Here is a 13,683-nt window from a genome sequence, read left to right as displayed (position 1 = left end):
CCCAGTTACTTTTTACCAAAGGTGTTGATTTTTTTAATCCACCAATAAGACATAAGCACATGTTCAGGTTATTCGATAGTTTAAAAACCTTTCCCAAAGGCGGTGTCCATCCTCCCGAGAACAAGTTTTCGGCGGGAGCTGCCATAGAGGAACTGCCATTGCCCAAAATGGTGCATATCCCTATTTCCCAACATATAGGCGCTCCTTCTGAGCCAGTAGTTGAACGAGGAGAAGCGGTGAAAGTGGGGCAAATCATTGCCAAAAGTGCAGGCTTCGTTTCTGCCAATATCCATTCTTCGGTTTCGGGAAAAGTTGCCAAAATCCAAAACATGATCGACAGTAGCGGTTTTGTCCGCACGGTCATCTCTGTGAGGGTAAAAGGCGACGATTGGGAAGAAAGCATTGACCGCAGCCCAGATTTGGTGAAAGAAATCTCCATTGAAGCGAAAGACATCATCCAAAAAACATTGGATAACGGAATAGTAGGGTTGGGGGGTGCAGCATTTCCTTCTCATGTAAAACTTTCTGTGCCGAGGGGTAAAAAAGCCGAATACTTGATACTGAACGGGGTAGAATGCGAACCGTACCTCACTGCCGATCATCGCCTGATGCTCGAAAAAGCGGATGAAATAATGGTAGGGGCGCAAATTTTGATGAAAGCGCTGGACGTGACCAAATGTATAGTCGGTATAGAAAATAATAAGTTGGATGCCATAGAGGTAATGAGCCAAAAGGCAAAAGACTACGAAGGCATTTCGGTGCAAGCACTAAAAGTGCAATATCCGCAAGGAGGGGAAAAGCAACTGATAAAAGCGGTAATCAACCGAGAAGTTCCTTCGGGAGGGCTGCCCATCGATGTTGGGGCAGTGGTTCATAATGTGGGTACGACCTATGCGGTGTACCAGGCAGTTCAGAAAAACAAGCCCTTGCTCGAAAGGGTAGTGACCCTTACTGGAAAATCGGTAAGCAAGCCTTCCAACTTTATGGTGAGAATAGGAACGCCAATAAGCGAGCTGATAGAAGCTGCTGGCGGTTTGCCAGAAGATACGGGCAAAATAATAAGCGGTGGACCTATGATGGGAAAAGCCCTCACCAGCACCGACATTCCCGTTGCCAAAGCAACTTCTGGTGTATTGATTATTCCTGAAAACGAATCGAGAAGGGGAGTAGTAGAAGCTTGTATCCGATGCAGCAAGTGTGTGGGCGTTTGCCCTATGGGCTTAGAGCCTTATTTGCTGATGACCCAAGGTGAAAAAGCCATGTTTGAGGAGTCGGAAAACGACCGAGTGATGGACTGCATAGAATGCGGCTCGTGTGTGTACGAGTGCCCTTCGAACCGCCCACTGCTAGACTGGATAAGGTTGAGCAAAGTGAAAGTGAACACTATTCGTAAAGAAAGAGCAAAGAACTAATGAGCACCAAATTATTAACTGTATCGTCGTCACCGCACATCCACCAAAACCAAGGGGTGAGCAGCATTATGTGGGGAGTGGTCATCGCCATGATTCCCGCCTTTGCCGTCTCGGTCTATAACTTCGGTGTGGGCGCGGTGTATGTCACAGCCCTGTCCGTGGCATTCTGTATCATGTTCGAATACCTGATCGTAAAATATTTGTTGAAGAAAACCCCCACCATTATGGACGGCTCTGCTGCCATCACGGGGGTGTTGCTTGCCTTCAACGTTCCTTCCAACCTTCCTTGGTGGATTATCCTCATAGGAGCGTTGGTCGCTATCGGCATAGGAAAGCTTTCCTTCGGGGGCTTGGGAAATAATCCCTTCAACCCTGCGCTGGTCGGTCGGGTGTTTTTGCTCATTTCCTTCCCAGTGCAAATGACAAGCTGGCCCAAGGCTGGGGAAAGCCTGCTCGCTATAGACGGGGAAACAGGTGCAACTCCGCTAGGCTTGTTAAAAGATGGTTTGAAAAACGGGGACAGCGTTTCCCAGCTCATGGGCGAAATTCCTTCCCACCTCGATTTCTTCTTTGGCTTGCAAGGAGGCTCTACGGGTGAAATTTCAGCCTTGGCACTGTTGCTCGGCTTGGGCTACATGCTTTATAAAAAGATAATCACTTGGCACATTCCATTTACCATTTTCGGTACGGTGCTAGCCATTAGTACTGTTTTTTGGATGGTAAACCCCGAACAATTTGCCGACCCTATTTTCCACTTGCTCACAGGTGGCCTGATGCTCGGCGCAATATTCATGGCTACGGATTATGTGACTTCACCCATGACGGCTAAGGGCATGATCATTTATGCCATAGGTATCGGGTTTATTACCATGATGATCCGATTCTTCGGTTCTTACCCAGAAGGGATTTCTTTCGCTATCCTCATCATGAATGCATTTGTTCCATTACTCAATAAATACGTGAAACCCGCAAGGTTCGGAAAGGAGGTAAAAAATGGCTAAAAGAGAATCAAACTTCGCAAACATGGTGATCACCCTCACGCTGGTGACGCTTATTTCTTCGGCTTTGCTCGGCTTTGTGTACGAGTTTACCAAAGAGCCTATTGCCCTGGCTAAGTTGGAGAAGCAGAAAAAAGCGATTGCAGGAGTAGTTCCCGCTTTCGATAGTGACCCGCTCACAGAGATGTACAAATTGCCCATTCCCGATAGCAAGGACAGCCTGGAGTGTTACCCGGCCAAGCAAGGTGGGGAATTGGTGGGAACAGCCATCAAAACCAAATCGCCAAGGGGCTACAGCGGCGATATCTGGATAATGGTCGGGTTTACGCCCGAAGGAGCTATCAACAACATTGTGGTACTTGAGCATAAAGAAACACCGGGGCTTGGTTCTAAAATGTCTACCGAGAAATTCTTGAACCAGTTTTTAGAGAAAAATCCTGATACGTTCAAAATGACCGTGGGCAAAGACGGTGGGGAAGTTGATGCCATTTCTGGTGCAACTATTTCCTCTAGGGCGTTTTGCGAAGCAGTCCAATTGGCATACGATATTTACAAAGAAGGAGGTCAGAAATGAGCAAGAAAAAGCTAACGCAGAAAGATAATTTTTTTAAAGGATTTATTCGTGAAAATCCTGTTTTTGCCTTATTACTTGGGCTTTGTCCAACCCTTGGGGTGACTTCAACCGCTATCAACGGCCTCGGAATGGGGCTGGCAACTACCTTTGTTTTGCTCATGTCTAACGTGGTAATTGCTACTGTAAAAAGCATTATACCCGATAAGGTACGGATCCCGGCTTTTATCGTCATCATCGCCACTTTTGTAACCGTGGTAGACTTGATGATGGCTGGCTTTTTACCTGCACTTCACGAGCAACTCGGTTTGTTTATTCCGCTCATTGTGGTGAACTGTATCGTACTTGGTCGTGCCGAAGCATTTGCTTCCAAAAACACCGTTGCCTACGCCGCGGTCGATGGCTTGGGAATGGGCTTAGGTTTTGCCTTTGCACTTACCCTGCTCGGTTCGGTGAGGGAGATTTTGGGAAGCTTGTCCATCTTCGGCTGGAAGTTCGTTGATGCCGACGGCATGTTGGTGTTCGTATTGGCACCAGGCGCTTTCTTGGCACTCGGTTTCCTCATCGCCATCATCAACCACCTCCGCGATAACCCAATAAAGTTGGGGAAAAAGAAAGAAGAAGAGGCAGTGGAAGCGTAAACGGGTTGCGAGTTGAAAAAAGGTTGCTGGTTGCTTGTTACAGGTTACTAGTTAAAAAATGGATAGAAAAATTATAATTTATCCATACGACCCTTGAATTTGCAGTTCTTTACTTTTTGTTCAAGCAAAAAGTAAAGGAACAAGCCTAAGAAGCTGGCTATTATAAAAAGTGATTTCACAAACAGGTTTTAATCTGTTGATATTGAACAAATAAAATTATGGAATACATCATCATTGTCATCTCGGCTATTTTCATCAACAATATTGTGTTGGCCCAATTCCTTGGGATCTGCCCATTCCTTGGCGTTTCGGGAAAAGTATCCACTTCCATGGGTATGAGCGGTGCGGTGCTCTTCGTCATGACCGTAGCGACCATTGTTACCTACCTCATCCAGCACTATGTGCTTATTCCCTTGGGCTTGCCCTTCTTGCAGACCATCACTTTTATTTTGGTAATTGCCGCTTTGGTGCAAATGGTGGAAATCATTTTGAAAAAAGTCAGCCCTGCGCTGTACCAAGCCTTGGGTGTATTCTTACCACTTATCACCACCAACTGCGCCATCCTCGGTGTAGCCATCTTGGTGATCCAAAAAGATTATAACCTGATGGAAAGCGTGGTATTCTCCATTGCCAGTGCTGCAGGTTTTGGCTTAGCCCTCGTCACCTTTGCAGGTCTTCGCGAGCACATGGAATTTGCCAACATCCCCAAAGGAATGAAAGGCGTCCCCGCTGCCTTGGTAGTAGCAGGTTTGCTCTCCATGGCATTTATGGGTTTTGCGGGAATAGTTTAGCGGGTTTCGTGTTACAGGTAAAAAAAGACATATATTTAAATACAAAGGCATTTTACAAAATCTCGGTTGCACTAGCGCGAGCGTCCGCTCAATGCTGTCAACTTAAGCATTTTTGTGTTTCAAATTAAATTAGAAATACATAGCGCAAGGGTCTCCCTTGTGCTTAAAATTAAGTTCAGCGTCTCGCTGAACTTTCAAAAACATTCTTAAGTTAACGACATTGAGCGTCCGCACGTGCTTTAAAATGACCTTCAGCATCCCAGTTTATGCAGCTTTAGCAGTACTGAAACTCTAAAGTTGACTACATTAAGCATCTGCTTGGGTTGTTGTCAAAACAAGCTAAACTTTCATAAAACAACTCCAACATCCACCACTACTAGCTTTCAATTTTTCAAGGAAACCTCTCACTAATGGAAGCGCTAGAAATGAAAACCCTGACCAAGGAGAATATTCAAGACGAACACATCTGCGGTGCTTTTTCAGACAAGAAATGTGCTGAAGGCTATCAAGCCAAAAAGGACTGGCTAGCTGAGCAGTTCGACGACGGTTATGTGTTTAAGAAAATGGATGTGCGGGGAAAAGTATTCATCGAATACGTACCTGTGGAAAATGGTTGGCTGCCGATTGATGCTCCCAACTTCATGCTCATCAATTGCTTCTGGGTCTCAGGAAAGTATAAGGGGCAAGGCTTTGGCAAACAGCTTTTTCAAGCCTGCGAAGCAGAGGCAAAGGAAAAAGGAATGGATGGTATAGTGCTAGTGGCAGGAAGCAAAAAGCAGCCATTTATGTCGGAGAAGAAGTTTTTCAAGCTTCAAGGCTTTGAACTTTGTGATACTGCTCCACCCTACTTCGAACTTTGGTACAAGCCTTTTGCCGAGGGAAACCTTAGCCCAACATTCAAAGAAATTACACAAAAAGCTGAGTGCGATATAAAAGAAGGTCTTGCGGTGTATTATACCAATGCTTGCCCTTTCACCGAGTACTATGTGAATACCGAGCTCAAATCGGTGGCGGCAAAAAGAGGGCTGAAATTCACTGCCAAAAAGCTGAGCAGGGAAGAGGCACAAAATCATTTCGTGCCTCATACGATGTATTCCATTTTTTACAATGGAAAGTTCGTTACCCAGCACATTTTGAATGAAAAGTACTCCGATAAGTTTTTGGGAGAGTTTATGTAGGCAAGGAGCTATCCGCTATTCCCACGAAAGTCGGAGTCTTCTACTCAAAATCTTCAGGATCATCCAAGATTTCGTCATGGGCGGATCTACTCCTTTTTGTGACTTTAGCAATTATAAGTACGGCTACGACGATAACCACTAGCCCTAATAATAAAGTAATCATAGTTATAAAGTTTGATGTGATTTTCTTTTATAGAACATGAAAAAATACGGGAACGTATTTCGGTGTGTGTGGTTATTGTCACCTCTAAAGTCATTTATCCCTTTTCTTCAGCTCAGAAATGAGTTTTTCGTAATTACTGACCATTGCTTTTTCGAGGTGAACTTGATCGCCTCCTAGTATTTTCATAATGATAAAAAACTCAATGGTTTTAGTGTCAGAGTTGTAATTGAGCAGTTTTTCCGAAAGTATTTGTCCAAATCGAATGTATTCATTCTGCATTGAATTCACCGTAGATATTTTGGTAAGCAGGTCGATGGGGAGATGTTCAAATACACCACTGGTAACACCAGACTCATACACAGCGGTTTCAATCGGGCTGATGCCCAACCCTTGCCATTTGGGGATAGTGGAGAACCCACTGTCTGCGAAGGAGGGAGATGCGCTAATTGGTAATTGGAGTTCTTCCTTGCTCATAGAATCCATGACACTGTCCGCAACTTCCCCAAGTTCAATGTGGTAGGTGAGCCTTTTTTCAATTTTTGCATGGTTAGATTCCAACTCTGCGGTCAGGCTTTCCAAAAATTGCTTCGTTTTTCTTTTCTGCTTGAAGTCATCGTTCCAGTTGCTAGCCATTATCCCCAAAAAAACGCTGGCGAAAATTAGAAGAGATTGAAAGATATACTCACTTTTCATGTGAAGGTCGATTATTTAAAAGATGAGATCAATTTACCGAGGCTAAGGGTTGTTTGCAAAAGAAAAGCACGAAGAAACAGTTGTGATAGGTTGTGAAAAGATGCTTTTATAAAAGTCATCTATTCATGTCCAAATCACGTGATCATTCCTCTAAAGGAAATAAGGTGTATTTATTTAAACTTGATTAAGCCTACATAACATGTTATATTTATTTTATAAACAAAGCAAATCATGGGGTTCTCAAGAAAGGTTAAAGAAGAAGTTTTAGTATCAAGCGCAAGGCATTGTTGTGTCTGCCATAGGTACAAAGGTGTTAAAATTGAAATTCACCACATTTTACCTAAAGAACAAGGAGGCGAGGATACTTTTGAAAATGCAATTCCTTTATGCTTTGACTGCCACTCTGATGCTGGACACTATCATGCTCAGCATCCAAAGGGTACAAAGTTTTCAATCAATGAGCTAAAAAAACATAAGAAAGAGTGGTTTGAAATAGTAAAAAAGAATAATATACCTGAAAAGAAAGAGAATCGAATTCACGCTAGATACCTAATTACGAAAGAGTTTGATATAATAAAAGGTATTTCACAAAAAGATTTATCAGGTATACCTATAACAAATTGCATTTTTCTTGAAAACTACTCGCTGAAACACTTTAGGAAAATATTTAAAAATCAACAATACAGAGATTTAGAAATTAAAAATAATCTAGATTGTACACCTGAAGCATACTTATCAAAATACCCTGATGTTGAAGTTCTTCAATATGATGAAAATGAATATCCTTTTTATCATCATGAGAGAATGCCTATGGTTAGAGATGTCGCGATTAATTGTAAAAATGATGGGTTAACACAGTTTTTGTTAAATAATAAAGTGCCACCAGAAAAAATATCCAAAATTTTAACTTATACAGAAGCAGGAGGGTGTGGAGATCATAATGGTTCTTTTGGTGAACTTTATCTACTTAAACCTGTATATTTTAAATTTTTAGTTGTGACAAATATTTCAAATGCACACATCAAATTGAAAGAGTTAATTTGTAAGTCATATAATGGAATACTTTATCATGCCGAATCAATAAACAGTGAAAATGCTATACATTTTCCACCAATACTAATCGAGCCTAATCAGAGCGTGGTTATACCATTGGGAATGTTCTTGACCGAATTTGATGACCTTGAAAAAGCTGACGATTTCATAAGGTTTAATGAAATAAAAGGAGATAGATCTATTGTACTAGATCATACTTCTGCTTCAAAAGATGAAGAAATAGAATACTTAGGAATGAATTACTTTCCGTTAAAAATTAATTATGAAATTGATGAAAATCAAGAATATGAAGACATTCACGACTTTGACTTTTCCAATTTATATTGGATAGATGGATATTGGAATTGCGGATCGTGCCCTCATTTGTTTTTTCAAAAAAATAATGGTGACTTGTTATACCAAGGAGAAATATTCAATACTATTCCTGATATAATGCACTATCACAGAATAAAAATTAAACATGATATAAGTAAAATAATAATTGCAGAATTGGAACATGAAAAAACGGTAATCCAAGAAATTAAAATTAACGGTATAACCAAAATATCTAATTTAACATTAAATCACGGTGAAGAATTAAGTTTAGAGATTAGCTTTAATGATATATTTGAAGTAAAAGGATATTATTCGATTTTTTCAAAAAAAAATGCAATTCTCCCTATTCACAAAAAGTTTAATATAGTCAGAAGATACAAAAACAATAACTCCCTAACCTCTTAATAGAAATATCTTTATTTGTACCGTGCAAACCTCACTAATTTCCACAATTTCTACTTACCATACGCCCTCTTGCTTTGCCAGCTAGCCAATGTTCCGTATTATTGCGTGATTTTTAATACCTTATTTTTGGCATAACCTAAAATTACAAAATGGAATATCAGGAAATTATTGAAAAGGCGTGGGAAGATAGAAGCCTTTTGAAAGACGAGGCAACTTTGTCTGCCATTTACGATATCATCGAAATGCTCGACAAGGGTGAGTTGAGAGTAGCTGAGCCAGTTGAGGACGGGTGGAAAGTGAACGAGTGGGTGAAAAAAGCGGTGATCCTTTATTTCCCTACCCAAAAAATGGAAGTTCAGACCGTGGGCCCATTCGAGTTCCACGATAAGATAAAATTGAAAACGGGTTACGACAAGCTAGGTGTAAGGGTAGTGCCTCATGCCATCGCTCGTTATGGTTCGTATGTAGAGAAAGGCGTGGTGATGATGCCTTCGTATGTGAATATTGGTGCGTACGTGGAAGGCGGCACTATGGTAGATACTTGGGCGACGGTAGGTAGCTGTGCTCAGATCGGTAAAAATGTTCACCTAAGCGGTGGAGTAGGTATTGGTGGTGTATTAGAGCCAGTTCAGGCTGCGCCAGTTATCATCGAAGAAGGAGCGTTTATTGGCTCTAGGTGTATTTTGGTAGAAGGCGTGAGAGTTGGAAAAGAAGCGGTATTGGGTGCGAATGTAACCATTACGGGTAGCTCAAAAATTATTGATGTAACAGGTGATGAGCCAGTTATTTACAAAGGATACGTTCCTGAGCGTTCAGTAGTAATCCCAGGTACGTACACCAAAAAATACCCTGCTGGCGATTTCCAAGTCCCTGCTGCTTTGATCATTGGCCAGCGCAAGCCTAGCACCGATTTGAAGACTTCGCTCAACGATGCTTTGAGGGAAAACGACGTTTCGGTTTAAGTGTATTAGAATCGTCTTCATTTAATACTGGAGATGCGCTTTAGAAAATAAAAGTTTAGGCTAAAGCCAATTGTTTTATTGATTTGTACTATTGATAAAAATCTATTGATATCACTAGGCGGGGCTTTTAAGCCCCGTGAAATTTCAATGTAAAACAAAGGCTTTAGCCAAAACTTATACCCACCAAAAAAGAAAGCTTTATCCATCCATGCTTTCCAAACTCGATCATTTTTTGGCTCGCAACCAAAAGCGGCTTTTTATCGGTTTTTTGCTTCTTTACCTGCCCATTAGCTTAGGTACGTTGGTGTATAGCCCGCTACCTTGGTACGACGAGACCTACATGGCGTCCATTGCGCTGGAATTTAACCAAACGGGGAAATTTACCCCTGGCGTAGCCTATCATGCAGTAGATGGGCAAGAGGATTTGGTGTATGGTCCCTTATTTTTCCTGATTATTTCTACAGTTTACCAGCTTTTTGGCTTTGGAGTGTTTCAGTACCGCATGGTCGCTTGGCTGAGTGGAATGCTTGTCCTCTGGCTTACTATGAAGCTTTTCCAAAGCAAGACCGAAAAGAAGGGAAGGGGCTTTTTGGTTTTTGCCCTCATGGCTATCGATCCATTCTACCTACGCTGCACGCACGAAGGGCGGAACGATCTTACCACCATCGCCTTTTTGCTCGGAAGCTTGTGGTTGTTTTTAAGGTTTACCCAAAAGGAAAAGAGCGATGAAGAGAAAAGTTGGTTGCCCATTTTATTCTCAGGGTTGCTTACGGGGCTGGCGGTGCTTACCACCCCTCGGATAGGTATTTTATTCTTTGGCTACGGACTGCTTTGGCTTCAATTTTTCTTCAGGAATAAAAAACGTAGCATTTCCGCATTTGCCCTTTGGCTTGTGCCAATTCTTATTCCTTACCTTGCTTGGTATTTATACGCCTTCGAAAATTGGGAGCATTTTATCAGCTTTTACACTCAAAAAATGGTGGGCTACACGCGCTTGGGCGAGCACCCTTATTACATCCCTAAGCAGCAGTACCCGCTGATTTTGGCAGGATTTGCCAGCATGCTCATTGGTATGCTTCGCCTCAAAAAAGATTTTTTCCATCCTTTGATCATTTTCTCCATCGTCTCGGTTATTTTATTTTACCTCCTAGTGTACGACAATGGACCTTATGCAGTGTTCATCGTTCCTAGTTTCTACCTTCTCCTCTTCTTTGCTGGCGAGCCAACACGCAAAAAGACCGTATATGACATTTAGCATTGTTTTATAACTGATTATTTCATTACCTTTGAAAGTTGCCCAAAATTTAATGGGGCATTTTTTACTGTTTTGTGCTCGTTCAGCGGTTCCTTAAAAATAGAACAGGAAAGTTGGATAAGAGCGTAAAATCAGCCTTAACCGAATTACTAGCATGTCTTAATTGATTTGTTGGCAACTCAAATTGGACACGTTGACAGCAAGCTTGCTACTCTTAGAATAAAAAACGTTTTTTTAACAAGCTTCACTAACCTAATGAAAGTCTCTACTAAAAGTCCTTTTCAAATTGTTTACTCTCTTTTCGAGCACCAGTATCTCGGCTACTTGTTTGAGTCGTTTGTGGTGGAAGTAAACGAGCTGAATAACCTGACACTCAAGTACCAGAATATTTCTTCGATGAACGCTCATGAGTTTGGCGAAGGCTTGGACAAAACCGACTTCAAGCTGATCAAACTGATGGACGAATGCAGCCAAGAGGAGATAATGAAGAGGTTTTATAAGAAAAAAGTATTGCCTTCCCAGTTTTTTGAAACGGTGTATGAAACCAAAAAAGATGATGCCCTGATTGAAATTATCGATTCTTACCTCGAAAGAAAACGCTCGAAAATACTTGGGTTGCTAGAGGGGAAAATGGTATTTGAGATGGGCAACGACGGTGACCCTACTTACAAAAAAATAAATGTTGAGAAGGAAAAAGCATCTATTTTATTCCATTTCCGGAGAAATGACGAGAATACCCATTACTTCCCAACGATAAAGTTCAAAGGCGAAAAATTAGAATTTAGGTATAGAAATGCGATCATCTTGTGCAACGAGCCTGCTTGGATGATGCTGGAAGGAAAGCTGATCAGTTTCCACCAAAAGCTGGATGGGAAAAAGCTCAAGCCTTTTCTTAATAAAAAGTTCATTGCCATCCCTAAGAGCATGGAGGGGACATATTATAAGAAGTTTATTTCCCAAATGATCGAGTCGTTCAATGTAACGGCAAAAGGCTTCGACATAAAAAATTTATTGACTGATGCACGCCCTCGACTTTCTATTACGGAGCTGTTGCAGAGCAATACTGCCAATTTGTTTGAAAGTAAAGGGAACGGAAAAAGTAATGGAAGTGCGAAGGATAATTCAAAAATGGTGTTTAAGCTTTCTTTTCGCTACGGGGATTTTAAGTTCTCGGCAGACCAGCCGAACCCTGCTAGCGTGAAAATGAAGCACGATAGCAGTCAAGATTCCTACACTTTTTATAAGGTGAAAAGGGATATAGATTTTGAGTCGAAAACGAGGGAAAAGCTGAAATCACTTGGGCTCCCGATCAACAATGGAAAGCTTATTATTGATAAATCGAAGGCATTTAGCTTCATTTCAGAGCACATCGAAGCCTTAGAACGGGACGGTTTCCAAATAGAGCAGAAGGTAGAAAGCAGTGGGAAGAAATACTTTTTGGGTCAATCGTTTATCAACGTGGAGATCACGGAAAATAAGGACTGGTTCGATATCAATGCCATTGTAAAGTTTGGGGACTACGAGATTCCTTTTATAAAACTAAGGCAACTGATAGTTGCCAACAAAAACGAGTTTACCCTGCCCAATGGGGAAACAGCGGTAATTCCTGAATCGTGGTTCACCCGCTATTCAGATTTGTTCCAGTTTGTAGACGAAGACAACGAAACTTCGATGCTAAAGAAGCATCATGTTGCCTTGGTACAAGACCTCCAAACGGACAATCTGGCACAAGTGACTATGAGTCGGAAGCTGGAAAAGTTGCGTGATTTTTCCCAAATAGATGATTTTGATCTTTCACCCAATTTCAACGGGGTGTTGCGCCCTTATCAAAAAGCGGGTTATAATTGGCTACAGTTTTTGAGCCAATACAACTTTGGAGGCTGTTTGGCCGACGATATGGGTTTGGGTAAAACCGTGCAGACCTTGGCTATGCTCCAAAATGAAAAAGACCAAGGGGCACAAAATGCAACTTTGCTCATTATGCCCACTTCCCTGCTTTATAACTGGGAAATGGAGGCAAAAAAGTTTACCCCCAACTTGAAAGTATTTTGCTACACAGGTTCTTCAAGGGAGAAAAATGTGGAGATTTTTCAAGACTACGATCTCATCTTAACTTCCTACGGAATAGCCCGGATAGATTCGGATATTTTGGAGGAATACTATTTCAACTATGTGATTTTGGATGAGTCGCAGATCATTAAAAATCCGAATTCGATCATTGCCAAATCGGTGAGTAGGTTGAAATCCAAAAAACGCTTGATCCTGACGGGTACGCCTATTGAAAATACTACGCTGGATCTTTGGTCGCAGCTTAGTTTTGTGAATCCGGGGCTGCTGGGTGGCATGAAATATTTCAAGCAGGAATATCAAATCCCGATTGAAAAAAAGAACGATGCAGATAAGAGCCAGCGGCTTCATGCGTTGATAAAACCTTTTGTGTTGAGAAGACACAAGTCGCAGGTAGCAAAGGACTTACCTGAGAAAATAGAAAAGGTTCAGTACTGCGATATGACAGCTGAGCAAGAGAAAGAATACGAGGAAACCAAGTCATATTATCGAAATAAAATACTGGAACACATAGAGCAGAAGGGTGTGTCCCGCTCGCAAATCATGCTTTTGCAAGGCTTGACGTTGCTTAGGCAATTGGCTAACCACCCCAAAATGGTAAATGTGGAGTCGGATAGTGAATCGGGCAAGATGCAAAGCGTGCTTTCTATGTTGGAAACAGCTATTAGTGAAAAGCATAAAATACTGATATTTAGCCAGTTTGTAAAGCATTTGGGCATATTCAAGGAATACTTGGACAAGGAGAAAGTAAAATACGCCTACCTAGATGGGGCAACTAAAAACAGGCAAGAAGAAGTAGATAATTTCCAGTCGGATGAAGACATGCGTGTTTTCCTTATTTCCCTGAAAGCAGGTGGGCTTGGCCTGAACCTCACCGCAGCCGATTATGTGTTTATCTTAGATCCGTGGTGGAATCCGGCTATTGAAGCGCAGGCAGTAGATAGAGCGCACCGAATAGGTCAGGAAAATAAAGTCTTTACCTATAAATTCATTACTCGTAACACTGTAGAAGAGAAAATATTGGCTTTGCAAGAAAACAAACTGAAGCTCGCCCAAGACCTGATTACTACCGAAGACACCTTCATCAAAAGTCTAAGTCAAAATGATATTGAGGCGCTGTTGAGCTAGGAAGTAGAGACGCTCTATTAGAGCGTCTCTTTTTTAATTTAATTAATTTCC

11 protein-coding genes are annotated in these 13,683 nt (G+C 41.7%); 10 read left to right on the top strand and 1 reads right to left on the bottom strand.

The genetic code is table 11. The features are described 5' to 3' along the window. The first annotated feature begins 59 nt into the window (after positions 1 to 59). From rsxC to R9C00_23970, 6 genes are all read left to right on the top strand, one after another. Entirely contained in the window at positions 60 to 1,412 is a 1,353-nt protein-coding gene (gene rsxC, locus R9C00_23995) for an electron transport complex subunit RsxC (protein WPO34765.1), read from the top strand. Further along, positions 1,412 to 2,413 carry an RnfABCDGE type electron transport complex subunit D gene (locus tag R9C00_23990; protein WPO34764.1) on the top strand — a complete coding sequence of 334 codons (1,002 nt, stop codon included), beginning with the start codon at positions 1,412 to 1,414 and terminating at the stop codon, positions 2,411 to 2,413. The genes rsxC and R9C00_23990 overlap by 1 nt, the downstream gene beginning before the upstream one ends. Beyond that, entirely contained in the window at positions 2,406 to 2,984 is a 579-nt protein-coding gene (locus R9C00_23985; protein ID WPO34763.1) for an RnfABCDGE type electron transport complex subunit G, read from the top strand. The genes R9C00_23990 and R9C00_23985 overlap by 8 nt, the downstream gene beginning before the upstream one ends. After that, the gene (locus tag R9C00_23980) at positions 2,981 to 3,622 is read left to right on the top strand and encodes an electron transport complex subunit E (protein ID WPO34762.1); all 642 of its coding nucleotides are present in this window, start codon (positions 2,981 to 2,983) and stop codon (positions 3,620 to 3,622) included. The genes R9C00_23985 and R9C00_23980 overlap by 4 nt, the downstream gene beginning before the upstream one ends. A 218-nt stretch (positions 3,623 to 3,840) precedes the next feature. Next, positions 3,841 to 4,413, top strand: a complete 573-nt coding sequence (gene rsxA / locus R9C00_23975) for an electron transport complex subunit RsxA (GenBank protein WPO34761.1) — start codon at positions 3,841 to 3,843, stop codon at positions 4,411 to 4,413. A gap of 410 nt (positions 4,414 to 4,823) precedes the next feature. Continuing rightward, the gene (locus R9C00_23970; GenBank protein ID WPO34760.1) at positions 4,824 to 5,591 is read left to right on the top strand and encodes a GNAT family N-acetyltransferase; all 768 of its coding nucleotides are present in this window, start codon (positions 4,824 to 4,826) and stop codon (positions 5,589 to 5,591) included. A gap of 253 nt (positions 5,592 to 5,844) precedes the next feature. On the opposite strand, the gene R9C00_23965 is transcribed toward R9C00_23970, so the two are convergent. After that, on the bottom strand, positions 5,845 to 6,447 hold the full coding sequence (locus tag R9C00_23965) for a hypothetical protein (protein ID WPO34759.1): 603 nt from the start codon (positions 6,445 to 6,447) through the stop codon (positions 5,845 to 5,847). Between the two features lie 231 nt (positions 6,448 to 6,678). On the opposite strand from R9C00_23965, the gene R9C00_23960 reads away from it, so the two are divergent. The 4 genes from R9C00_23960 (at position 6,679) to R9C00_23945 (ending at position 13,632) form a co-directional block, all read left to right on the top strand. Then, a complete protein-coding gene (locus tag R9C00_23960) occupies positions 6,679 to 8,220 on the top strand; it encodes an HNH endonuclease (GenBank protein ID WPO34758.1) in 1,542 nt (513 codons plus the stop codon). A 149-nt stretch (positions 8,221 to 8,369) separates the two neighbouring features. Then, on the top strand, positions 8,370 to 9,182 hold the full coding sequence (locus R9C00_23955; GenBank protein WPO34757.1) for a 2,3,4,5-tetrahydropyridine-2,6-dicarboxylate N-succinyltransferase: 813 nt from the start codon (positions 8,370 to 8,372) through the stop codon (positions 9,180 to 9,182). 208 nt (positions 9,183 to 9,390) lie between these two features. Next, positions 9,391 to 10,437, top strand: coding sequence for a glycosyltransferase family 39 protein (locus R9C00_23950; protein ID WPO34756.1), 1,047 nt, complete (start codon positions 9,391 to 9,393; stop codon positions 10,435 to 10,437). 255 nt (positions 10,438 to 10,692) lie between these two features. Then, the gene (locus tag R9C00_23945) at positions 10,693 to 13,632 is read left to right on the top strand and encodes an SNF2-related protein (protein ID WPO34755.1); all 2,940 of its coding nucleotides are present in this window, start codon (positions 10,693 to 10,695) and stop codon (positions 13,630 to 13,632) included. Positions 13,633 to 13,683: the final 51 nt, after the last annotated feature.

The organism is Flammeovirgaceae bacterium SG7u.111 (genome assembly GCA_034044135.1).
In the GTDB taxonomy this organism is placed as follows: domain Bacteria; phylum Bacteroidota; class Bacteroidia; order Cytophagales; family Flammeovirgaceae.
Note: the sequence above shows the minus strand (reverse complement) of the source record. Positions and strands in the feature narration are given on the sequence as shown.

Excerpts from the sequence above, each read along its gene's own strand:
- rsxC (WPO34765.1), top strand. The coding sequence starts at position 60 with ATGTTCAGGTTATTCGATAGTTTAAAAACCTTTCCCAAAGGCGGTGTC.
- R9C00_23945 (WPO34755.1), top strand. The coding sequence starts at position 10,693 with ATGAAAGTCTCTACTAAAAGTCCTTTTCAAATTGTTTACTCTCTTTTC.
- R9C00_23950 (WPO34756.1), top strand. The coding sequence starts at position 9,391 with ATGCTTTCCAAACTCGATCATTTTTTGGCTCGCAACCAAAAGCGGCTT.
- R9C00_23955 (WPO34757.1), top strand. The coding sequence starts at position 8,370 with ATGGAATATCAGGAAATTATTGAAAAGGCGTGGGAAGATAGAAGCCTT.
- R9C00_23985 (WPO34763.1), top strand. The coding sequence starts at position 2,406 with ATGGCTAAAAGAGAATCAAACTTCGCAAACATGGTGATCACCCTCACG.
- R9C00_23980 (WPO34762.1), top strand. The coding sequence starts at position 2,981 with ATGAGCAAGAAAAAGCTAACGCAGAAAGATAATTTTTTTAAAGGATTT.
- R9C00_23965 (WPO34759.1), bottom strand. The coding sequence starts at position 6,447 with ATGAAAAGTGAGTATATCTTTCAATCTCTTCTAATTTTCGCCAGCGTT.
- rsxA (WPO34761.1), top strand. The coding sequence starts at position 3,841 with ATGGAATACATCATCATTGTCATCTCGGCTATTTTCATCAACAATATT.
- R9C00_23960 (WPO34758.1), top strand. The coding sequence starts at position 6,679 with ATGGGGTTCTCAAGAAAGGTTAAAGAAGAAGTTTTAGTATCAAGCGCA.
- R9C00_23990 (WPO34764.1), top strand. The coding sequence starts at position 1,412 with ATGAGCACCAAATTATTAACTGTATCGTCGTCACCGCACATCCACCAA.
- R9C00_23970 (WPO34760.1), top strand. The coding sequence starts at position 4,824 with ATGGAAGCGCTAGAAATGAAAACCCTGACCAAGGAGAATATTCAAGAC.